The organism is Actinoallomurus soli (assembly GCF_024055715.1).
Classification (GTDB): domain Bacteria; phylum Actinomycetota; class Actinomycetes; order Streptosporangiales; family Streptosporangiaceae; genus Actinoallomurus; species Actinoallomurus soli.
In genome coordinates this window covers 227,816-249,575 of record NZ_JAMXMV010000005.1, presented here as the reverse complement: position 1 = coordinate 249,575, position 21,760 = coordinate 227,816, and the positions used below count along the sequence as shown (strand labels likewise).

General features: G+C 72.3%; 20 protein-coding genes. 11 read left to right on the top strand and 9 right to left on the bottom strand.

The window, feature by feature from the left end:
- Positions 1–33: 33 nt before the first annotated feature.
- Both NDW01_RS15445 and NDW01_RS15440 read left to right on the top strand, forming a co-directional pair.
- Positions 34–2,835, top strand: coding sequence for a SpoIIE family protein phosphatase (locus tag NDW01_RS15445; protein ID WP_252821086.1), 2,802 nt, complete (start codon positions 34–36; stop codon positions 2,833–2,835).
- Positions 2,836–2,940: 105 nt separating this feature from the next.
- On the top strand, positions 2,941–3,648 hold the full coding sequence (locus tag NDW01_RS15440) for a hypothetical protein (RefSeq protein WP_252821083.1): 708 nt from the start codon (positions 2,941–2,943) through the stop codon (positions 3,646–3,648).
- 278 nt (positions 3,649–3,926) lie between these two features.
- On the opposite strand, the gene NDW01_RS15435 is transcribed toward NDW01_RS15440, so the two are convergent.
- Together NDW01_RS15435 and NDW01_RS15430 are read right to left on the bottom strand one after the other, a co-directional pair.
- A complete protein-coding gene (locus NDW01_RS15435; RefSeq protein WP_252821081.1) occupies positions 3,927–4,157 on the bottom strand; it encodes a hypothetical protein in 231 nt (76 codons plus the stop codon).
- A complete protein-coding gene (locus NDW01_RS15430; protein WP_252821078.1) occupies positions 4,154–4,546 on the bottom strand; it encodes an ATP-binding protein in 393 nt (130 codons plus the stop codon). Before NDW01_RS15430 ends, NDW01_RS15435 begins: the two co-directional genes overlap by 4 nt.
- Positions 4,547–4,738: 192 nt before the next feature.
- Here NDW01_RS15430 and NDW01_RS15425 point away from each other — a divergent pair, with 192 nt between their 5' ends.
- Together NDW01_RS15425 and NDW01_RS15420 are read left to right on the top strand one after the other, a co-directional pair.
- Entirely contained in the window at positions 4,739–5,515 is a 777-nt protein-coding gene (locus tag NDW01_RS15425; RefSeq protein ID WP_252821076.1) for a helix-turn-helix domain-containing protein, read from the top strand.
- Positions 5,506–5,598 carry a DUF397 domain-containing protein gene (locus NDW01_RS15420; RefSeq protein ID WP_252821074.1) on the top strand — a complete coding sequence of 31 codons (93 nt, stop codon included), beginning with the start codon at positions 5,506–5,508 and terminating at the stop codon, positions 5,596–5,598. Before NDW01_RS15425 ends, NDW01_RS15420 begins: the two co-directional genes overlap by 10 nt.
- A 50-nt stretch (positions 5,599–5,648) precedes the next feature.
- On the opposite strand, the gene NDW01_RS15415 is transcribed toward NDW01_RS15420, so the two are convergent.
- Entirely contained in the window at positions 5,649–6,980 is a 1,332-nt protein-coding gene (locus tag NDW01_RS15415) for a PP2C family protein-serine/threonine phosphatase (protein WP_252821071.1), read from the bottom strand.
- Between the two features lie 134 nt (positions 6,981–7,114).
- Between NDW01_RS15415 and NDW01_RS15410 the strand changes: the two genes are divergently transcribed.
- Together NDW01_RS15410 and NDW01_RS15405 are read left to right on the top strand one after the other, a co-directional pair.
- Positions 7,115–7,588, top strand: coding sequence for an RrF2 family transcriptional regulator (locus tag NDW01_RS15410; protein ID WP_252821069.1), 474 nt, complete (start codon positions 7,115–7,117; stop codon positions 7,586–7,588).
- A gap of 48 nt (positions 7,589–7,636) precedes the next feature.
- Positions 7,637–8,848 (top strand): MFS transporter, encoded by a 1,212-nt coding sequence (locus NDW01_RS15405; protein ID WP_252821066.1) that lies wholly within the window; start codon positions 7,637–7,639, stop codon positions 8,846–8,848.
- Here NDW01_RS15405 and NDW01_RS15400 read toward each other — a convergent pair.
- From NDW01_RS15400 to larB, 5 genes are all read right to left on the bottom strand, one after another.
- Entirely contained in the window at positions 8,829–9,101 is a 273-nt protein-coding gene (locus NDW01_RS15400; protein WP_252784783.1) for a FeoC-like transcriptional regulator, read from the bottom strand. The two genes, NDW01_RS15405 and NDW01_RS15400, sit on opposite strands and share 20 nt — an antisense overlap.
- A gap of 64 nt (positions 9,102–9,165) precedes the next feature.
- Positions 9,166–11,328, bottom strand: coding sequence for a ferrous iron transport protein B (gene feoB / locus NDW01_RS15395; RefSeq protein WP_252821064.1), 2,163 nt, complete (start codon positions 11,326–11,328; stop codon positions 9,166–9,168).
- Positions 11,321–11,548 carry a FeoA family protein gene (locus NDW01_RS15390; RefSeq protein ID WP_252784781.1) on the bottom strand — a complete coding sequence of 76 codons (228 nt, stop codon included), beginning with the start codon at positions 11,546–11,548 and terminating at the stop codon, positions 11,321–11,323. The genes feoB and NDW01_RS15390 overlap by 8 nt, the downstream gene beginning before the upstream one ends.
- Before the next feature lie 144 nt (positions 11,549–11,692).
- Positions 11,693–12,877, bottom strand: a complete 1,185-nt coding sequence (gene larC / locus NDW01_RS15385; RefSeq protein ID WP_252821062.1) for a nickel pincer cofactor biosynthesis protein LarC — start codon at positions 12,875–12,877, stop codon at positions 11,693–11,695.
- Positions 12,878–12,972: 95 nt separating this feature from the next.
- Positions 12,973–13,665: a nickel pincer cofactor biosynthesis protein LarB gene (gene larB, locus NDW01_RS15380; protein ID WP_252821060.1), complete on the bottom strand. Its 693-nt coding sequence runs from the start codon at positions 13,663–13,665 to the stop codon at positions 12,973–12,975.
- Between the two features lie 27 nt (positions 13,666–13,692).
- Between larB and larE the strand changes: the two genes are divergently transcribed.
- From larE to NDW01_RS15355, 5 genes are all read left to right on the top strand, one after another.
- Positions 13,693–14,520 (top strand): ATP-dependent sacrificial sulfur transferase LarE, encoded by an 828-nt coding sequence (gene larE, locus NDW01_RS15375; protein WP_252821058.1) that lies wholly within the window; start codon positions 13,693–13,695, stop codon positions 14,518–14,520.
- A 159-nt stretch (positions 14,521–14,679) separates the two neighbouring features.
- The gene (locus tag NDW01_RS15370; RefSeq protein ID WP_252821056.1) at positions 14,680–16,965 is read left to right on the top strand and encodes an HAD-IB family hydrolase; all 2,286 of its coding nucleotides are present in this window, start codon (positions 14,680–14,682) and stop codon (positions 16,963–16,965) included.
- Positions 16,962–18,158: a zinc-dependent alcohol dehydrogenase gene (locus tag NDW01_RS15365; RefSeq protein ID WP_252821054.1), complete on the top strand. Its 1,197-nt coding sequence runs from the start codon at positions 16,962–16,964 to the stop codon at positions 18,156–18,158. Before NDW01_RS15370 ends, NDW01_RS15365 begins: the two co-directional genes overlap by 4 nt.
- A gap of 73 nt (positions 18,159–18,231) precedes the next feature.
- Complete coding sequence (locus NDW01_RS15360; RefSeq protein WP_252821052.1) at positions 18,232–19,809, top strand: lactate racemase domain-containing protein; 1,578 nt, start codon at positions 18,232–18,234, stop codon at positions 19,807–19,809.
- Complete coding sequence (locus tag NDW01_RS15355) at positions 19,806–20,774, top strand: lysophospholipid acyltransferase family protein (protein ID WP_252821050.1); 969 nt, start codon at positions 19,806–19,808, stop codon at positions 20,772–20,774. Before NDW01_RS15360 ends, NDW01_RS15355 begins: the two co-directional genes overlap by 4 nt.
- A 252-nt stretch (positions 20,775–21,026) precedes the next feature.
- On the opposite strand, the gene NDW01_RS15350 is transcribed toward NDW01_RS15355, so the two are convergent.
- Positions 21,027–21,704: a hypothetical protein gene (locus tag NDW01_RS15350; protein ID WP_252821048.1), complete on the bottom strand. Its 678-nt coding sequence runs from the start codon at positions 21,702–21,704 to the stop codon at positions 21,027–21,029.
- Positions 21,705–21,760 lie beyond the last annotated feature (56 nt).

The following is a 21,760-nucleotide window of genomic DNA, read 5'->3' as shown; positions in this document are numbered from 1 at the left end:
GGTGCGGCACGGAGATGGTGTTATGAATAGGACATGGAGGCATTCCTCCGGCGATTCCGGAGGCATCCACGCCATCCGCCCGACGGGCGTCCGCGCGACCGCCGTGTGTCGCTGCTCAGCCTGCGCAGTGTCGCCGGGCAGGTGCTCCTTCTCCAGGTCCTGATCGTGATCCTGCTGGTCGCGGTGGCCGTGGCGATGGAGGTGTACCAGGCGGCGCACGAGGCCCTGCGGGAGGGCATTCGCGAGTCGCTCGTCGCCGCCCAGACGTTCGCGAACGCCCCCGGCATCGTCCAGGCGCTGCGCGCCCCGGATCCGACGGCGGTGCTGCAACCGCGCGCCGAGGCGGCCCGGAAGAAGGCCGGCGTCGACTACATCGTCGTCCTGAACACCCACGGCATCCGCTACACGTACCCCTACAAGCAGTACATCGGGGGAAAGTTCAGCACCGACATCCGGCCGGCGCTGGAAGGCCGCACCGTCATCCAGGAGGGAGGCGGGCCGCCCCTGCCGGCGGGCACGGGCACGGACGTCCGTGCGGTGGTCCCGGTGACCGATGACCGCGGCGCCGTGGTCGGCGTGGTCGCCGCCGGGATCACGGTCAAGAGCGTGGCGAAGGTCTGGACGCCGCAACTGCCGTTGACCCTCGGGAGCGGAGCGGCCGCGCTGGCCGTGGGCGCCGCCGGAACGGTGCTGGTGTCCCGCCGGCTGCGGCGGCAGACGCACGGCCTGGGCCCGGCGGAGATGACCCGGATGTACGAGCACCATGACGCGGTCCTGCACGCCGTACGGGAGGGGGTCCTGATCACCGACGCCGACGGGCGGCTGGTGGTGGCGAACGACGAGGCGCGGCGGTTGCTGTGCCTGCCGGAGGACGCGGAGGGACGGCACGTCCGCGAGCTGGGGCTGCCGGAGCAGATGACGCGCCTGCTGCTGTCGGGAGAGGCGGTCACCGATGAGGTGCAGCTGACCGAGGACCGGCTGCTGGCGGTGAACAAGCGGTCCCCGTTCCCCGGCACGGCGGAGGGCGGCAGTGTGGTGACGCTGCGGGACACCACGGAGCTGGCGGCCGTGACGGGGCGGGCGGAGGTGACCCGGGAGCGTCTGAAGCTGCTGTACGAGGCGGGGGTACGGATCGGGACCACGCTGGACGTGACCCGGGAGGCACGGGAGCTGACCCAGGTGGCCGTGTCGGGGTTCGCCGACGCGGCAACGGTGGACCTGCTCGACGCGGTGCTGCGCGGAGAGGAACCGGTCGCGGGGCGGTGGCAGGGGCTGCGGCGCGTGGCGATCGGCGGTGAGCGGCTGCTCTCGCCGCTGTGGCCGGTGGGCGAGCAGGTCACGTTCTCCTCGGCGGCGCCGCAGATGCGAGCGCTGGAGCAGGGGTACGGGGTGCTGCACGCGGACCTCCACCAGGCGCGCGGGTGGCGGGAGCAGGCGCCGGAGCGCTCCCGCGAGGCGCTGGAGCAGGGATTGCACTCGCTGGTGGCCGTGCCGTTGCAGGCGCGCGGCGTCTCGCTGGGCGTGGCGAGCTTCTACCGGGTGCGGGGCACGCCGGCGTTCGAGAACGAGGACCTGCTGCTGGCCGAGGAGCTGACCGCGCGAGCGGCGGTGGCCATCGACAACGCCCGGCGCTTCGCCCGGGAGCACGCCATGGCGGTCACGCTGCAGCGCAGCCTGCTGCCGCGCCGGCAGCCCGAACAGGACGCGCTGGAGGTGGCCTGGCGTTACCTGCCCGCGGAGGCGGGGGTCGGCGGGGACTGGTTCGACCTGATCCCACTGCCGGGGGCACGAGTGGCGCTGGCGATGGGCGACGTCGTCGGTCACGGACTGCACGCGGCGGTGACGATGGGGCGGCTGCGCACCGCGGCGCACAACTTCGCCACGCTGGACCTCCCGGTGGACGAGGTCCTCGGCCACCTGGACGAGCTGGTCGCGCGGATGGACAACGAGGAGAGCACCGGCGAGGACCCGAAGGGACCCGGCGGAGACGGGGTCACCGGCGCGACGTGCCTGTACGCGGTGTACGACCCGGTGGCGGGGACGTGCACGATCGCCCGCGCGGGGCACCCCGGCCCGGCGGTCGTGTACGAGGACGGGAAGGTCGCCTTCCCGGACGTGCCGGCCTCACCTCCGCTCGGAGTGGGCGGCCACCCCTTCGAGACCGCCGAGCTGCGCCTGCCGGAGGGCTCGCGCCTGGTCCTGTACACCGACGGCCTGGTCGAGGCCCGGGACCGCGACATCGACGGCGGGCTGGAGGAGCTGCGCCGGGCGTTGAAGCGCACGGAGGGGTTCGCCCCGGAGGAGACGTGTCAGGCGGTGATCGACGCCGTCGCGCCGGAACACCCCACCGATGACATCGCGCTGCTGGTGGCGCGCACCCGGTCGTTCCCACGGTCGCGCGTGGCCGAGTGGGACGTCCCGGTCGACGCGGCGGCGGTCCCCACGGTGCGGGCGAACTGCGCGAAGACGCTGCGGGAGTGGGGCCTGGAGCAGGTCGCCTTCACGACCGAACTGATCGTGAGCGAGCTGGTCACGAACGCGATCCGGTACGGCGCACCGCCGATCAAAGTGCGGCTGCTGCACGGGCGCTGCCTCACCTGTGAGGTGTGGGACGGCAGCAGCACCTCCCCCCGGTTGCGGCGCGCCGCGACCACCGACGAGGGCGGGCGGGGCCTGTTCCTCGTGGCGCAGCTCTCCCAGCGATGGGGGACGCGGTACACGTCCAGGGGCAAGGTCATCTGGGCCGACCAGGCTCTCGGGGGCGGCGCCCCGGCCGCCGGCGGCGGCGCGCTGGCCGACGCCCTCCTCGAGCAGTTCGACTCCGCCGCCCTCTGAGCCGCCGCCGCGCACCCCGAAACGATCTTCCTCGCGGGCTCTTGCAACCTCATGAGTCCCTCCGGCGTCCTACGCATGTCTGATCACCCCTCAAAAGAGAGAAATATGCGTAAAAGCCTCATCATGGGTGTCGGTGTCACGGTATGCGCCGCAGCCCTCACCGGCCTTTCGACCGCCGCCCAGGCCCGCGAGGCGGTCATCACGTCGGTCACGGTGACGCCGTCGACCGTCATCCAGTCGGCGACGAACCGCAAGACCGTCACCGTCCAGGTCCACACCAGCGCGGAGACCGACGATGTGACCGCGGACCTGCAGCCGGTCAAGGGCAGCGGCGGCACGGTCATCGTCCTGAAGAAGACGGCGCCGGGGGTGTGGACCGGCTCGGGCTTCATCTACAACTTCGAGGCCCCGGGCCCCTGGAACGTCGACATCGACGCGATCGACTACGAGGCCGACGGTCCGGACGCCTCGAAGACGGTCCGGATCTCGGTCAAGCGGAACATCTCGCTCTCGAAGTTCAAGGCCTCCTCGACAAAGGTCAAGAAGGGCAGGAAGTTCACGCTGTCCGGCACCCTCAAGCGCTGGGACGGCTCCTACCAGTACGTGGGCTACAAGGGGCAGAAGGTCACCTTCTACTTCAAGAAGAAGGGCGCGAAGACCTACGCCTACGCCGGTTCGACGACGACCGTCAGCGGCGGGAAGTTCACCAAGAAGGTCACCGCGTCCAAGTCCGGCACCTGGCAGGCGCGCTACGCCGGCAGCAGCATCTACGTGGCGGCGGTCTCCGCCACGACCGGCGTGACCGTCCACTAAGGGTTTCCCGAGAAGCCGGAGTCCTCCCGGCATGCATGTCCGGCGAGGACTCCGGCACCCGGCGCGACCATCCCGGTCGGCTCGGCGGGCGCCCCCTGGGGGTCGTCCGCCGGTGGTCATCCGGACCCGGCCAGGGCCGCACGCCTCCCCAGTGCCTTTGCTCTGCTCACGCGGGGTGAGCACTGGTCCGGTCCGGATGCATACCGGGGGTGAGCAGAGCAAAGGACGGCGGGGAAGGGGACGGTTCGCGTGGGCTGGCGAGCAGGCCGGACCTCGCTTCAGCCACCGGACGCGCCGAAGGGACGGCTCCGCTTCTCCGCCCGGTGGCGGCCTCGCCTACCGGGCAGGTCGAGACCGGCCAGGAAGTGCCGCGCCCGGTCGGGATACTTCATGACCAGGTGCCTCAACTGCTGGACCTCCGCGACCTGCGAGACTCCGGCGAGCCGCATCGAGTCGAGCGTCGCCTGAAACTCCGCGAGTGAGCGCCGCAGCCCTTCCTCCGGTGTCATACGGTCGGCCCCTCCCCGGTGTTCCGCCCGAGCGGGAGCGTGACCTCGCACCAGACGATCCGCCCGGTGTCACCGACATAGGTGCCCCACCGTCCGCACGTGAGGGTGGCGACCATGTGCAGTCCGCGCCCTCCGGTGGCGTCCGGTCCCGACTCGACGATCCGTGGAACGTCACCGGAGGCCCCGGAGTCCGCGACCTCGACGCGGATCGCGTCGGTGAGCGAGAGCAGCGTGACCGTCACGGTCCCGGAGCCCGAATGGCGAATCGCGTTGGTCGCCAATTCACAGGCGAGGAGCACCGTGTCGTCGGCGATCGCCTCGTAGGCCGGTACGAGCATGCCGTACGCCCAGTGACGCATTCGGGCGACATCCGGAGCCGCCGCCGGCATGCGGAATCCTCCGAGAATCCTCACCCCGGTCATTTCTCGGGACGTCATGAGCCGTCCTCCCGTCGTTGCGATTGACCTCCTACGATGCGCCGCGTCGACTACAACTCGTAGGCGATCGAACACGGATCACGCACAACGAAATCGACCTGAGGAGTTCTCGAAGCGACACTGAACTCCGGCACGGAGGAACAAATGGGCAATCCCCCCAGCCCGATATTGATCAAACTCGGCGCGGCCGTCCGCCGCTATCGGCAGGCCGGCGGGCTCACGCAGGCGCAACTCGCTCAGCGGGTCACTTACTCCGAGGGCTGGCTCAGCAACCTGGAGACCGGCCAGCTCCGCCCCCGGCGCACGGCCGTCGGCTCGGTCGAGAAGGCACTCGGCCTCCCCGGCGGTGCCCTCATGGACCTCTACGACCTGCTCATGGAGGAGACTCCGCCCGGCTGGTTCCGCCCCTGGCTCGAAGAGGAACGCGCCGCAACGGCTTTTCGCTCGTTCGAGCCGACCGTGGTCCCCGGGCTGCTCCAGCATGAGGAGTACGCCCGCGCGCTGCTGGGTGGAGACGAAACAGCGGTCGCCGCCAGGCTGGAGCGCCAGGAGATCCTCTCCGGGGAGACCGCGCCGACCCTGCGGTGCGTCATCGACGAAATGGTCCTCCACCGCCAGATCGGAGGCCCTCCCGTCATGCGCACCCAACTGGAATATCTGGTCTCCCGCGTATCTCCGCAGTTGACCGTTCAAGTGGTCCCCGCGACCGCAAATCCGCACAGAGGGGGTGGATTCCTTCTCGCCACCGTCGACGGCGGCGAGGTAGCCTACGTGGAAACGGCCGTTCGTGGCGTGGTCACCAGCAACCGGGAGGACATCTCTATCCTGTCGGATACCTGGGAGTCCATCCGGACTTTCACCCTGTCACAACAGGAATCGGTCGAGTTCATCACGAAGGTGGTGGCGGAAAAATGGACCTGAAGTACGCTGATTGGCGCAAGGCGACCCGCAGCACTGAGAACGGCGGCAACTGCGTCGAGGTGACCGTCCTGGAAGGCCTCTAGTCCGGCTCGATCCGGTCGGGTGATCTCGTCGTCGCCTCAGGGCCACTCGGTCAGTGCGTGACGCGTGCGGCGAGGAGAGCGACGTCGTCGTGGAAGCGTCCTCGGCGGTGCGTGAGCAGCGCGTCGCACAGGTGCGGCAGTGACTCGGTGGCGCGAGCGGCCGCCATTTCGGCGACGTGACGCATACCGTCCTCCAGGGTGTCGGCGGGGTGCTCGACCAGCCCGTCGGTGTACAGCAGCACCGTGGAGTCCGCAGGGATGAAGTGTTCATTGTCGGGCCGGGGCAGTGTGGGGTCGACGCCGAGCGGCAGGCCCGCATCGGCGTGCAGATAGCAGGCCTCTCGATCGGCCGTGACCAGCAGGGGTGGCAGATGACCGGCGGGGGACCAGCGCATCAGCCTGCCGCCGCCGGCCGCGGGCTCCAGGCGGGCCACCAGCACGGTCGCCAGGGGGCCGCCGTGCAGTGCGTGCAGGACGTCGTCGAGGCGGTGCAGGATGCGGCTGGGGGGCTCGCGCTCCTCGAACGCGATCACCCGGAGCATGTTGCTGATCTGGCTCATGATGGTGGCGGACTCCAGGCCGTGACCCATCACGTCGCCGACCACCAGACAGCACACCTTCCCGGGGAAATGGATCACGTCGTACCAGTCCCCGCCGATCCTGGGAGTCTCGGTGGAAGGCTGGTAGCGGGCCTCCAGTTCCAGGCCCTCCGGGCGCGGCATCCGGGGCAGCAGGCGCCGCTGGAACTCCTCCGTCGCCTGCCGCAGCCGCTCGTACAGACGTGCGTTCTCGATCGCCACGCCGGCGGCGCCGGCCAGCGCGGTGACGATGTCCTGGTCCTCGCCGGTGAACGGGCCGTCCGCCTTGTCAGCCAGGTAGAGATTGCCGTAGACGGTCTCCCGGACCCGAATCGGCACCCCGAGCAAGGTGGTCATGATGGGGTGTCCCTCAGGAAAGCCGACCGCGTGAGGATGGGTGACCACGTTGTCCACGCGCAGCGGGCGCGGGTCGCGCACCAGGTCGCCGAGCAGGCCGGCGCCGTGCGGCATCTCGTCCCCCGCCGACCGGGACTGATCCGTGCCGAATCCCGAGGTGATCAGCTCGGCGAACTCCCCTTCCTGGCCCAGCACACCGACCGCGGCATACCGGGCCTGGACCAGCTGCCTGGCGGTGTCCGTGATCGTATGCAGGACCACTCTCAGATCCAGGGCGCTGCTGATGGCGAGCACCGCATCCAGCAGCTGGCACATCCGCTCTTGAGCATGCACCGCCTGGCGCAGGCCTGCCTGAATCCGGTCCAGGTCCTCGGCGTCCAATCGCGCGCTGTGCGCTCCGCCCCCGACCGGCCCGCCGGACTGGTCGGAGACGGGCTTCCTGACCATGCCGTTCTCCACGTTCGCTGCTTCTCGAACAGCCTACGCCGGGCCGTGCGAGCTCGATTCAGGACCGGTGCCTCCCGGCGCCCGCACCGCTCATGACGGTTCTTCCTGGACATGTAATATCCAGGATCGTGCGAATGGGCGAAGGGGTCGAATGGGGCCTGCACTGCTGTCTGGTGCTGGCGTGGATCGGCGACGACGAGGCGCTGTCGACGGCGAAGCTCGCGAAGTGGTTCGAGCTGCCGCCCGCGTACCTGAACAAGCGCCTCCAGGCGCTCGTACGGGCCGGGGTGCTGACCTCGACCGCCGGCGCGCGCGGCGGATTCCGCCTGGGCCGCCCGCCGGAGAAGATCACGCTCATGGACGTCGTCACCGCGATCGAGGGGCCGGAAGAGACGTTCCGCTGCTCCGAGATCCGGCAGCGGGGCGCAGGCGCGGAGGCGCCCGCCAGCGAGTTCCGGCACGCGTGCGGCGTCTCCGTCGCGATGCGGCGCGCGGAGCTGGCGTGGCGGCGCGAACTGGCCGCCCAGACGCTCGCCGACCTGATGGCCGAGGCGCCGCCCTCCGCCGCCGCCCGCGCCCGGCGCTGGCACGAGCGCGTGAACGGCTGACCGGAACACCGGCGAACGAGCACGGAACGACGCGTGAGGAGAATCCGGATGTCCGATGTCCCGATCGATCGTGCCGACGAGCGGGCGCGGACGGGCGGTCTGACCTCGACGCTGGTCCTGGCCCTGGGGACCTTCGCCGTCGGGACGGACGCGTTCGTCGTGGCGGGCTTCCTGCCCTCCATGGCCCGTACGCTGCACGCCTCCGCCGGGGCGGCGGGCCAGTCGGTGACGGTGTTCGCCGTCGCGTACGCCGTCCTCGCGCCCGTCCTGGCGACCGCGACGGCGCGGCTGCCGCGCCGCACGCTGCTGGTCGGCGCGCTCGTCGTGCTCGGCCTCGCCAACCTCGCCTCGGCGCTCGCGCCGGACCTCCCCCTGCTGATCGCGAGCCGTGTGCTGGCCGCGGCGGGCGCCGCCGTCTACACGCCGGGCGCCGGCGCGGTGAGCGCGGCCCTGGTCCGCGCGGAGGTGCGGGCGCGCGCGCTGGCCGTGGTCGTGGGCGGGCTGACGGTGGCGACCGCGATCGGGGTGCCGCTGGGCGACCTGGCCGGGCACTGGTTCGGCTGGCGTACGGCGCTCGGCCTGGTGGCGGCGCTCTCCCTGGTCGCCGCCGCCGGGGTCTCCTTGATCATGCCGTCGCTGCCCGGGGGCCCGCGCGTGCCGCTGCGGACGCGCCTGGCGCTGCTGCGGCGGCCGGCCGTGGCGTCGGTGCTGCCGCTGACCGTCCTCGGCATGGGGGCGAGCTACACCGTGTACGCCTACAGCGTTCCGGCGCTGAAGGGCGTCGGCGTGCCGGAGGACTCGATGGTCCTGATGCTCTTCCTGTACGGCGCGGGCGCCGTGGCGGGGAACCTCGTCGCCGGCTGCGCCACGGACCGGTGGGGGCCGATGCGCGTGCTGAGCGGCGGCTACCTCGTCCTGACCGCGTCCCTGGCGGCGCTCGGGATCGTCGCGGCGACGGGCGCCGGGTCCGCGCCGGCGGCCGGGGCGCTCGTGCTGCTGTGGGGCGCGAGCACCTGGACGCAGACGCCCCCGCAACAGCACCGCCTCATCGCCGCGGCGCCGCAGGAGGCGCCGCTCGCCGTCTCGCTCAACGCCTCGTCGATCTACGTCGGGATCGGCGCGGGCACCGCCCTCGGCGGCGCGACCCTCGGCGCGGGCCCGTCCGTGACGTACGGCCTGGCGGCCGTGGTCGCGGCCCTCGCCTGGGGCTTCCTGCGCTGGACCGGCCGGGGCGCGGGGATCAGGGGCGGCGGACGCTGATGGCGAGCAGGACCGGGCCGTCGCGCCGGGTGCCGCAGCCCGGCTTGCCGTGGTCGCCCTGGGGGCAGCCGCCGCAGCCCCCGCTCGGGCAGGCGGCCGCCATGTCCTCCGCCGACAGCCGGCCCTTGCGGACCCAGTAGTCGACCATCGACTCGGCCTCCTCGCGGCTGACGCCGACCCGGCGGGCGATCTCGTCGAGGCTGGCCCCGCGCGAGTTGGTGATCTCCTTCAGAATCTGGCGCAGGGCGGTCATGCGCCCTCCTTCGTCGGGGGAGGGACCGGAGACGCCGTGCCCATGGTTCGCTCGCTTCGCTCGCTCACAGGAACAGCGCTCCGATCTGGAAGACGGCGACCGCGAGGAGCCAGGCGACCACCAGCTGCATGCCGATGCCGAACAGGGTCATCCTGCCGCCGAGTTCGGCGCGCTGGGCCGCGACGGTCGTCATGCACGGGGTGTACGCGAGCAGGAAGACCATGAACGCCAGTACGGCCGGGATCGGATGGCCGTGGGAGGTCCGCTCGAACGTCTGCCGCATGGCCGGGCCGAGGCTCCCGGCCCGGTGGTTGTCCGACGGCTCGCTCATGCTGTAGGTCTGGGCGACCGTGGACACCACGGCCTCCTTCGCCACGAAGCCGGTGATCAGCGCCGCGGACGGATGCCAGTCACCGAACCCCGCAGGGGCGAACGCCGGGGCGACCGCCCGCGCGGTGCTCCCGAACAGGCTGTGCTCGATCGGGGTCCGGCCGAACCCGCCGTGGCCGCCGCCCGCCGGGATGGAGGCGAAGAGCCACACCACCGTGACCGTCGCGACGATGAGGCCGCTCGCGGTCCGCAGGAACGCCCAGAGCTTCTGCCAGGTCTGCGTGCCGATGACCCGCAGGGTCGGCAGGCGGTACGGCGGCAGGTCCAGGACCAGTGGTTCGTAGCTCATCCCGCGGAACAGCGTGCCCCGCAGCAGCAGGCCCATGCCGACGACCAGGACGATGGACAGGACGTACATCGCGAACACCACGGTGCCCGCGTTACTGCCGAAGAAGACGCCCGCCACCAGGACGTACACGGTGAGGCGTGCGCTGCAGCTCACGAAGGGGATCAGCAGGCCGGTCAGGAGCCGGTGCCGCCGGTCGGCGAGGATGCGCGTGCCGGCCAGGGCGGGCACGTTGCAGCCGAACCCGACGACCAGCGGCAGGAACGCCCGGCCCGGCAGGCCGATCAGGCGCATCAGCCGGTCGACGACGAACGCCGCGCGCGCCATGTAACCGGAGTCCTCCAGCACCGACAGCAGCACGAACATGATCGCCATCAGCGGAACGAAGCTGAGGAGCTGGCCGACGCCGCCGATGATGCCGTTCAGCACCAGGCCGGACAGCCAGCCCGGAGCCGACATCCCGCGCAGGGCGTGCGCCGCCCCCGTGGTGACCGGGCCGTCGATGAGGTCCTGCAGGCCGGTCTGGAGCGGTGCCGCGATCTTCGTCGTGAGGATGAACACGCCCCACATGACCAGGAAGAAGATCGGCAGGCCGACCCAGCGGGAGGTCAGCAGCCGGTCCACCCGGTCCGACACGGTGGCGCGTACGTCGTTCTTCCGGCGGACCGTCTCGGCGATCAGCCGGTGCGCCCAGGCGTACCGCTGCTCGGCGACGATGATCTCAAGGTCGTCGAGGTCATCGAGCCCGCCGAGGTCGTCCGTCCCGTCGTCGGCGAGCAGTCCCGCGCCGAGGGCCCGCGCCCGCGCGCCGACCTCCTCCGGCACGCCCGGGACCGTCTCGCCGGTGAGGAGGGCGGTGGCCAGCCAGCGCTCCGGGTACCGCAGCAGCGCGTCGGCGGGCAGGAGGGCGGCGACGTCCGCCAGGACCGTCTCGACGTCCTCGCCGAGGTCCGGCTCGCCCGGCGGGCGGCGCGCGGCGAGCGCGCCCGCGACGGCCGCGCGCAGCGCGTCCAGCCCGCGGTTCTGGCGCGGCACGACGGGGACGACCGGCGCGCCGATGAGCTCGGCGAACCGGTCGGCGTCGACCCGGATGCCGCGGCCCTCGGCGATGTCGACCATCGTGAGGGCCACGACGATCGGGACGCCGGTCTCCATGACCTGGGCGAGCAGGTAGAGGTTCCGGGCGAGGTTGGAGCAGTCGAGGGTGAGGACGACGACGTCGGGGCGGTCGTCCATGCCCCGGTCGACGAGCAGGTCGCGGGTCAGCGCCTCGTCCGGCGAGTCGGGCAGCAGGCTGTAGGTGCCGGGCAGGTCGATGAGCGTCATCTCGCCGTCGGGCGTCCGCCACGTGCCGCGCGCGACGCTCACGGTCTTGCCGGGCCAGTTGCCGACCCGCTGGCGCGCCCCGGTGAGGATGTTGAACAGCGTCGACTTGCCGACGTTGGGGTTGCCGACGAGCGCCACGCGCGCGTGCCCCTCGTCGACGCCCGGGGCGTCGGCGTCGCAGCAGGGCTTCTCCAGGACGAGCCGGGTCAGCGGGCGCTCAGACATGAGCGGGCTTGACGAGCAGGGTCTCGGCGGTGAACGAGTCGACCGCGATCCGCGAGTCGCCGAGGGCGAGGACGAGCCCGCCCATGGTCCCCCTGCCGATGACCGAGAGGACGGCGCCCCGCACGAAACCCAGCTCGATGAGACGCCGCCGGTGCCGCCGGCCGCCGGTGACCCGGCAGACCTCGAGACGCGACCCGACCGCGCAGCCCCGCAGTGTCATCGATCCTCCAGAAGCCCGATGCTGCTAAGGCTAGCCTTACCTAGGCGTATATCAACCCTCGTGAGATTCAAATCACCCGCTAAGGCATGACCGTGACAATGCATTGGAAACCCGGACTCACCGTCCGGGCTTTTCAGGAGCCGCTCAGGAGAGGGCGCGGGCGGCGGTCAGCGCCTCGGTGAGCACCTCGCGCACGGGACGGCCGGTGCGCTCGGCGGCGGCGCGGGCGTCGTCGTACTCCGCCTGCGCGGTCACGACCCGGCCGCCGAGCAGGCCGCGCTTCACCGCGACCGTCGCTCCCCCGGCCACGGTCACCGTGACCTGGTCGCGGCGCAGCGAGCGCCGCTCCACCGCCGACACCCGGACGCCGAGGGTGGTCGTCTGCTCGAAGACGACGCGGCACACGGCGTCGAGCCGGTCCGGCGGCGCCAGGACGCTCAGCACCTGACCCGGCCGGCCCTTGCGCATGAGCGCGGGCACGCACCAGGCGTCGGCGGCCCCCGCGGAGCGGAGCGCCTCCAGCACGTCGGGCCACAACCGCGGGTCCAGGTCGTCCACGGTCGTGTCGACGCGCCGCATCTCCGCGGACGACCACCCGGAGGCTCCGGCGGCCTCCCCGATCAGCACGCGCAGGACGTTCGGGTGGCCCTCGGGGTCGGCACTGCCGGCGCCGGTGCCGGTGGCGCGCGGCACGCAGTCCGGCGCGGGGCCCCAGCCGGTGGCCAGCGTGGCGAGCAGCGCGGCGCCGGTCGGGGTGCACAGCTCCATCGCGGCGGGGTGCGAGCGCAGCGGCGCGCCGGCCTCGGTGAGCAGCTCCAGCACGGCGGGCACCGGGACGGGCAGCGGGCCGTGCGCGGCCCGCACGACGCCGGAGCCGGCCGCGACCGGCGACACGACGCGCACGGCGGACCCGAGCAGGCCGAGGTCGTGCAGGGCGAGGGCGCAGCCGGTGACGTCGGCGATCGCGTCCAGGGCCCCGACCTCGTGAAAGTGGATCTCCGAGACGGCCACGCCGTGCACGCGCGCCTCCGCGCGGGCGAGCCGCTCGAACACCGCGAGCGCGAACGCCCTCGCCTCGTCCGGGAGCGCGGCGGCGGTGAGGATCGCGGTGACGTCGGCGAGGTCCCGCGAGACGTCGCTGCGCGGCGCCCGTACGTCGGCGTGCAGGGCGCGCAGCCCGTGCCGGCGCACCTGGGTCACCTCGACGTCGATGGGCTCGACGGCCAGCCCCCGCAGCCCGGAGCGCACGGCCTCCGGGTCGGCGCCGGCGTCCAGCAGGGCGGCGAGCAGCATGTCCCCGGCCGCGCCGTTGCCCGCATCTACCCACAACGTCCGCGCCGGACGCGTCTCCGCGGAAGGGCCCACGGGCCCCGCGGAAGTGCCCACTGACTCCATGGAAGGGCCCATGGGCTCCTCGGAAGGGCTCACGGGCGCGTCCGTGCGGTGCGGCGGGCGATGCGGGCGGCGGCGACGCCGGCGCCGAAGCCGTTGTCGACGTTGACCGACACGATGCCGGGGGCGCAGCTGTTCACCGTGGCCAGCCAGGCCGTGACGCCCTCCATATGCCAGCCGTAGCCGACGCTCGTCGGCACCGCGATCAGGGGCGCGCCGACGAGCCCGCCGAGCACGGACGGCAGGGCCGCCTCCATGCCCGCGACCGCGACGACGACGTCGGCCTCGGCGATCCGGTCGCGCTGGGCGAGCAGCCGGTGCAGGCCCGCCACGCCGACGTCCACGATCTCGTCCGGCTCGGCGCCGAACACCCGCACGGTGGTCGCGCACTCGCGCACGACCGGCAGGTCGGACGTGCCGGCGGCGACGACGGCGACCGTCCCGTGCGTCTCGGCCGTGCCCAGGACCGCCGTGCGGCCGACCGGGTCGACCTCGGCGTCCGGCAGCCGCTCCGCGCACATCGCGATCGCCTCATCCGCCAGCCGCGTCGCGAGCACGGCGCGGTCCGGGTGTGCCTCGTGCAGGGTGCGCAGCGCGGTGACGATCTGCTCGGGCGTCTTGCCCTGGCCGAACACCACCTCCGGGTCGCCGGTCCGGGCGGCGCGGTCCACGTCGAGCCGCGCGAAGCCGAGATCGGCGACGCCGTCCGGCTGAGATACCGTCATCGATGTTCCTCAACGGATCGGGGTTGCATGGTGGACGTCGTGGTCCTCTCCGACTCACTGCTGACCGAGATGGCAGGCTACGGCAGAACGCTGGTGGCGTTCTCCGGCGGCGTGGACTCCAGTGTCGTGCTCGCCGCGGCGGCGCGCGCGCTCGGGCCCGAACAGGTCGCCGCCGTGACGGCCGTGTCGGCGTCGCTGCCGGCCGCCGAACTCGACGCGGCGCGGCGGTTCTGCGCGGACCTGGGCGTGACGCATCACACGCCCGCCACGTCCGAGCTGGAGGTGCCCGGCTACCGGGAGAACGGGCCGCAGCGCTGCTACTTCTGCAAGAGCGTCCTGGTCGACACCGCCAACGCGCTCGCGGACCACCTGGGCTATTCCACCATCACGACCGGCACGAACGCCTCGGACGTCGTCGCCGGGTTCCGGCCCGGCATCCGCGCCGCCGCCGAGCGCGGCGCCCGTACGCCCCTGGCCGACCTCGGCCTGGACAAGGACACGGTGCGCGCCATCGCCCGGCACTGGGACCTGCCGATGTGGGACAAGCCGGCCGCGGCGTGCATGGCGAGCCGCGTCGCGTACGGCATCGAGGTGACCTCGGCGCGGCTCAAGCGGATCGAGCGCGCGGAGACGGCCGTGCGCGGGCTGTTCGGCGGGGCGGTCCGGGACCTGCGGGTCCGTGACCTGGGCGACGCCGTGCGGCTGGAGGTCGACCCCGACCTGGTCGACCGCGCCCGCGACGACGAGGCCGTGCACGCCGCGATCCGCGAGGCCGGGTTCGCGGCGGCGCCGATCCGCGTCGAGGTGTTCCGGTCCGGTTCGATGAACGACCGGCTCGCCGCGTCCGAACGCTGACCACGCACGGGCCCGCGGGCCGACCCGGCGGTTCGATGTGCGAGACATGAACGACGGGTGACGCGTCCGGCCGTTCGTGGAGTGTCCATTAACCGTTAGGGTTTCCCTGTCAGATCGCGGCCGGGACGGCTCATGCCCATGATCGGAGAAGAACAGCGGATGACGCCAGACCGACCTCACGAGTTCCCGTCCCTGGGTGACTCCCACGTCCTGTTGACGGGCGCCACCGGCTTCCTCGGGCAGGCGACCCTGGAGAAGCTGCTGTCGGCGCACCCGGGCGTTCGCGTCTCGGTGCTGATCCGGCCGCGCGGCGGCACGTCCGCGCAGCGCCGGTTCGACGGCCTGCTGCGCAAGCCCGTCTTCCGGACGATGCGGGAGCGGATCGGCGAGGACGAGCTGCGCCGCATCGCGGCCGAGCGGGTCAACGTCATCGAGGGCGACCTCGGCGAGGTGACCCTCCCCTCCGACATCGACGTGGTCATCCACGGCGCGTCCACGGTGTCCTTCGACCCGCCGATCGACGAGGCGTTCCGCACGAACGTCTCCGGTGTCGTGACGCTGTACGAGGCGCTGCACAAGGCCGGCGCCGACCCGCACGTGGTCCACGTCTCCACCGCGTACGTCGCGGGCGTCCGCAAGGGCGTCGTGCCGGAGGCCCGGCTGGACCACGGCGTCGACTGGCGCACCGAGCTGGGCGAGGCCCTCGCGGCCCACGCCGACGTCGAGCGCGACTCACGGCGCCCGGAGGTGCTGCGCAAGTCGATGGCGCGGGCGCAGGGCGAGCACCGCAAGGCCGGTCCGCAGTCGGTGGTCGCGGCCGCCGAGGAGGCCCGGCAGGCGTGGGTCACCGAGCGTCTCGTCGACTACGGCCGGGCGCGGGCGCAGAGCCTCGGCTGGCCGGACGTCTACACCTTCACCAAGGCCCTGGGCGAGCGCGCCGCCGAGGAGCTGTGGGGCGAGCGGCGGCTGTCCATCGTCCGCCCGGCGATCGTCGAGAGCTCGCTGCGCCACCCTTACCCCGGCTGGATCGACGGCTACAAGATGGCCGACCCGCTGATCATCGCGTACGGGCGCGGCGTCCTGCCGGAGTTCCCCGGCCTGCCCGACAGCGTCGTCGACATCATCCCGGTCGACCTGGTCGTCAACGCCACGATCGCGGTCGCGGCCACGCCGCCCGAGCGCGGCACGCCCGGCTACTTCCACGTCGGCTCCGGCTCGCGCAACCCGCTGTCCTTCCGCGGCCTGTACGAGAACGTCCGCGACTACTTCCGGCGGCACCCGATGCCGGCCGGCGAGCGCGGCCACATCCGCGTTCCGCAGTGGCGGTTCCCGGGCAGCCGTCAGGTCGAGATGATGCTGAGCAGCAGCGAGCGGGCGACGTCCGCGGCCGAGCGCGCGCTGCTGCGGCTGCCCGCGTCGGCCAAGACGCGCGAGTGGATGACCGCGGTGCACCGGCAGCAGACGAACCTCGACTTCCTGCGCCGCTACTCCGACCTGTACCAGGCGTACACCAAGGCCGAGGTCATCTACGACGACAGCCGCACGCACGCGCTGCACCGTACGGTGCCGGCCGACCGGGTCGACGAGCACGGCTTCGACCCGTCGGTCATCGACTGGGAGCACTACCTGCAGGAGGTGCACTCCCCCAGCGTCACCGAGCTGATGCGCGGCTTCTCCAAGGGCCGCGGCGGCGGCCGCAAGAGCGCCGACCCGGTGCTGCCGGAGCGCACCGACGTGGCCGCGGTGTTCGACCTCGAGGGCACGATCATCGCCTCGAACCTCATCGAGTCGTACCTGTGGGCGCGGCTGTCGTCGATGCCGCGTTCGCAGTGGAGCGGTGAGCTCGCCGACCTGGCCCGCTCGCTCCCCCGCTACCTGCGGGCCGAACGGCGCGACCGGGGAGACTTCGTCCGGGCGTTCCTGCGGCGCTACCAGGGCGCCGACGTCGCCGAGCTGAACGCGCTGGTCAAGGACGTGCTCGGCGAGGCGGTGCTGCAGCGGGTCATGCCGGAGGCCGTCCGCAGGATCCGGGCGCACCGCGCGGCCGGGCACAAGACGATCCTCATCACCGGCACGATCGACGTGTTCGTCGAGCCGCTCGCGACGCTGTTCGACGAGGTCGTCGCCAGCCGGATGCACGAGCGCGACGGCAGGCTGACCGGCTACCTCGACGCGCCGCCGCTGGTGGACGAGGCGCGGGCGGCGTGGCTGCGCCGCCACGCCGCCGACACCGGCCTGGACCTGTCGCAGTCGTACGCCTACGCGGACAGCTACTCCGACCGGCCGCTGCTGGAGGCGGTGGGCAACGCGAACGCGGTCAACCCGGACCCCTCGCTGTACCGCCATGCCAAGCGCAAGCACTGGCGCATCCATGAGTGGGGCGCCCATACCCGTGGACGGGGCGACGTGCTGATCGACACCGTGGGAGCGAGGTCCGCCCGATGATCCTCGCGCTCGAATACCACCGCTCGCCGGGCCGGTTCGTCGCCGCCCGCGGCCTGACCTCCACCCGGATGGGCAGCAGGCTCAGCGGCATGGTCGCCGGGAACGTCGCGCCGCTGCGCCTGGTCAACCGGCAGGCGCCCGAGCTGCCCGGCGACGGCTGGACGCGCGTCACGCCGATCCTGTCCGGCATCTGCGGTTCGGACCTGAGCCTGCTCACCGGGCACTCCTCGCCGTACCTGTCCCCGATGACGTCCATGCCGTTCGTGCCGGGACACGAGGTCGTCGGCCGGACCATGGACGAGCTGCCCGGCATCCCGAAGGGCAGCCGCGTCGTCATCGACCCGGTCCTGTCGTGCGCCGTGCGGGGCATGGAGCCCTGCCGCTGGTGCGCCTCGGGCCAGCAGAGCCGCTGCGACCACGTCACCGCAGGCCGCATCTCGGCGGGCATCCAGACCGGCACGTGCGCCGACACCGGCGGTGGCTGGAGCCGCCAGATGGTCGCGCACGCCAGCCAGCTGCACGTCGTGCCCGACGCGCTGCCCGACGAGCGCGCGGTGCTCGCCGAGCCCCTCGCCTGCGCCGTGCACTCCGTACGCCGCGTGCCGATCGAGCCGAACTCCACGGCCGTGATCGTCGGGGCGGGCACGGTCGGGCTGCTGACGCTGATCGCGCTGCGGGAGCTGACCCAGGTCGGCGCGGTGTACGTCATCGCCAAGCACGGTCACCAGAAGGAGAAGGCCAAGGCGCTCGGCGCCACCGCCGTCATCGAGCCCCGCAAGGCCGTGCGCGCGCTGCGGCGCGTCACCACCGCGCGGATGCACACGCCGGAGATGGGGGCGGACTTCCTGCTCGGCGGCGTCGACACCGTCTTCGAGTGCACCGGCGGCGCGAGCGGTCTGGACACCTCCCTGCGGCTCGCGCGCGCGGGAGGTACCGTCGTGATGTCCGGCATGCCGTCCGGCGGCGTCGACCTGACGCCGCTGTGGTTCCGGGAGCTGGAGCTGGTCGGGGCGTACTGCTCCGGCGCCGACGGGGCCGACTTCGCCGACGCGCTCCGGCTCGCCGGCTCGGCTCCGCTGGACGGCTACGTCGGCACGACCTACCCTCTCGCCCGCTGGCGGGAGGCACTGAACCACGCGGCCGACTCCGGGCGGCTGGGAACCGTCAAAGTCGCCTTCGACCTGGCGCGCTGAGCGGCGTAACAGGGTTGTTGGAAAAGGACCGGGAGGTAGGCCGGGTGCAGGTTGGTTTGGAAAGGAACTACGAGTGAGCAGACCAGGCTTCGTACTCGATGTGGATGAGCGGACGCCGCCGCTCGTCGTGCACCAGGGCGAGGGCTTCCGGCTGGAGCGGCTGCCGCTCGGGTCCAAGGTCATCTATCCGCCGGACTCCCTGCCCGGCATCCGCGACGTCGACGCCGCGATCCGCAACGCGCTGCTGCACCCGCACGGCACCGAGCCGCTCCCGGAGCTGCTGCGCGCCGGCATGCGGCTCACGATCGTCTTCGACGACCTGTCGCTGCCGCTGCCGCAGATGCAGACCCCGGACGTGCGCCAGCGCATCATCGAGCATGTCCTGGAGATGGCGGCGGCCAAGGGCGTCGACGACGTCGAGCTGATCGCGGCCAACGCGCTCCACCGCCGGATGACCCCGGCGGAGCTGCGGCGCACCGTCGGCGACCGGGTGTTCCGCGCGTTCTTCCCCGAGCACCTGAAGAACCACGACGCCGAGGACCGCGACAACCTCCTCCACATGGGCAAGACCCGCCACGGGGAGGACGTCGAGATCAACCGGCGCGCCGCCGAGAGCGACCTGATCGTCTACGTGAACATCACGCTGACCGCGATGAGCGGCGGCGCGAAGTCCGTGTCGGTCGGCCTGGCGAGCTACCGCAGCCTCCGGCACCACCACAACGTGCACACGCTGCGGCACTCCAACTCCTTCAACGACCCCCCGAACTCCGCGATGCACCACTCGTACGAGCGGATGAAGGGCCTGATCGACGAGCACGTCAAGGTCTTCACGATCGAGACGACGCTCAACAACGACACCTTCCCCTCCTCGATGGGCTTCCTGAACAAGCGCGAGTGGGAGTGGAACGTCCGCGACCAGGCGACCTACCTCGGGGTCAAGCGGGCCAACGAGCTGATGCCGAAGAAGACGCGGCGGCGCATCTGGCAGAACACCGCCGCGCCGTACGGCGTGACCGGCGTGCACGCCGGCCTACAGTCCGAGGTGCACCCGCTGACGCTGCAGAACGTCCACCGGCAGCAGCGCACCGAGGTGAACGGCCAGTCCGACATCGCGATCTACGGGCTGCCGTACATCTGCCCGTACAACGTCAACTCGGTGATGAACCCGATCCTGGTGATGTCGCTCGGGCTCGGCTACTTCTTCAACCTCTACATGAACAAGCCGATCGTCCGGCAGGGCGGCGTGGCGATCTTCTACCACCCGGTGCCGAACGAGTTCCACCCGGTGCACCACCCGAGCTACATCGACTTCTTCGAGGAGATCCTCACCGAGAGCACCGACCCGGTGCTCCTGGAGACGAAGTACGAGGAGCAGTTCGCCACGGACCCGTGGTACATCCAGCTGTACCGCAACAGCTACGCCTACCACGGCGTCCACCCCTTCTACATGTGGTACTGGGGGGCGCACGCGCTGGAGCACCTCGGCGACGTCATCTTCGTCGGCGGCAACCGCAAGACCACCGCGCGGATGGGCTTCCGTTCGGCGACGACCCTCGCCGACGCGCTGGAGATGGCCAAGGACACCGTCGGCGGCAGCCCGTCGATCTCCTACCTCCACGCCCCGCCGCTCGCCCTGGCGGACGTGCGATGAGCCGGAAACGATTGAGCGTCCGTGGGGAGCTTCGCCTGCTGCGGCACGGGCGAGACTGGCGCGGGCGCTCCACGGTGCCCCGTTCGGCGGAGCCCCACGTCGTCGAGCCGGAGGAGAAGGTCTTCCCGACCGCGTGGGCGCGCACGCCGTTCGCGGTCGCGGCGCGGTCCGTGCTGCGCAAGGGGCTGCTGAAGCCCGTCGCGTGGCGGCAGATCACGCCGGTCATCGAGGGCACGGAGTACCTCGACGGCGTGCGCGGTCCGGTGGTGTTCGTGGCGAACCACTCCAGCCACCTGGACACCCCGCTGATCCTCGGCTCGCTGCCGGAGCGGTTCGCCAACCGCGTCGCCGTCGGCGCCGCGTCGGACTACTTCTTCGACGTACGCTGGCGCGCGACGCTGACGGCGGTGTTCTTCAACGCCTTCCCCGTCGAGCGGTACGGTTCAAAGCGGCTGCGCAGCCTGGCCCTCGACCTGGTCGACGACGGCTGGAGCCTGCTGCTGTACCCGGAGGGCACCCGGTCGGAGGACGGCTGGATGAACCCCTTCAAGCTCGGCGCGGCCGTGCTGTGCGTCTCCAAGCGCATCCCGTGCGTGCCGATCGCGATCCGGGGCTCGTACGCCGCGATGCCGCGCGGGCGCAACTGGCCGCAGCCGGGCAAGCCGCGCGTCACCGTCCGGTACGGCCGTCCCCTCGTTCCCGAGGAGGGTGAGGACGTCCGGGCGTTCCGCGCGCGGATGGCCAAGGCGGTCGCCGCGCTCGCGGCCGAGGAGGACCTGGGCTGGTACGACGCGCTGCGCCACGCGGCCGACGACCGCCTCGAGGTCCCGGGCGGCTCCCAGCCGACCCGTCCCGGCGCGGTCCGTGAGGACGGCGAGAAGGCGGGCGAGACCGCCGACTGGCGCCGGATCTGGGCCTCGACCGAGCCCCTCACCAGCCGTCGCCGCCGCGTCTGGCGCAACTGACGCGTCGATCGCGCCTCACGAGCCCCGGGGGCCACGCCGTACAGGCGACCCGGGGCTCGCTCGTTCCGGATGACGCCCGGTCTCCGACCCTCATGGCAGCGGACGCCCGGCACCGACGGAATGGCAGCGGACGCCCGGCACCGGCGGATTCGCCCGGCCCGCGTCGCGCGGACCACCGTCCCCTGAATCGCGCAGCGACGCCGGATCGGCCGTCCGCGGAATGAGGCGCCGGCATGTCCTCAGGGAACGCGCTCACCCGATGAGCGCGCCGGCCATGAGCGGGGCCGCCTCCGCGCCCACGAGGTCCGCGCAGACGGCGCGGAGTCCTTCGCCGAAGTGCGCGACGTCCCGTTCCGCCGTGACGACCGCCGCGGCGAGCGCGTCCCGCGAGACCTGGGCGACGACCGGCGCGGGGGCCGCGCCGTCCTCGGTGGGTCCGCTCAGCGTCAGCACGGCCCCGTCGCCGCCGACCAGCAGCCAGGGATGACCGGTCCACAGCACGGCGGGCGCCGCGGCGTCATGCCGGACGGCCGCCCGCCACTCGTCGAGATTCCCGAGGTCTCCGCAGCAGCCGGGGAGCGCGAGACACCGGCCTTCGCGGGTCTCCAGCACGTAGCCTCCCGACAGCGCCGGAACCTCCTCCAGCGCGTCCTGCCGCGTCCCCGGGTCGCGGAGCCGATCGAGCAGCCGGTCGTCGTCCGGCCCGTCCGTGAACGAGACCGCGCGGACGAGCCGGGCCAGGCCGGCTCCCCGCAGGCCCGCGGCGGGCACCAGCCAGGGATGCGCCGCAACCGGCGCGGGCAGGCCCGCCGCGACGATCCGCTCCCGGCAGTACGCGTCCCACCGCGGTTCGCCGATCGGTCCGAGGTCGGCGTCGTCGAGCACCCCCGTGTACGCCTCGACCACCGGAACCAGCCGGACCTCATCCATCGGCTCCCCCTCCGTGGCGTCCGTGCCGCGCGTCCCCGTGAGACGAGGAGGGGCCG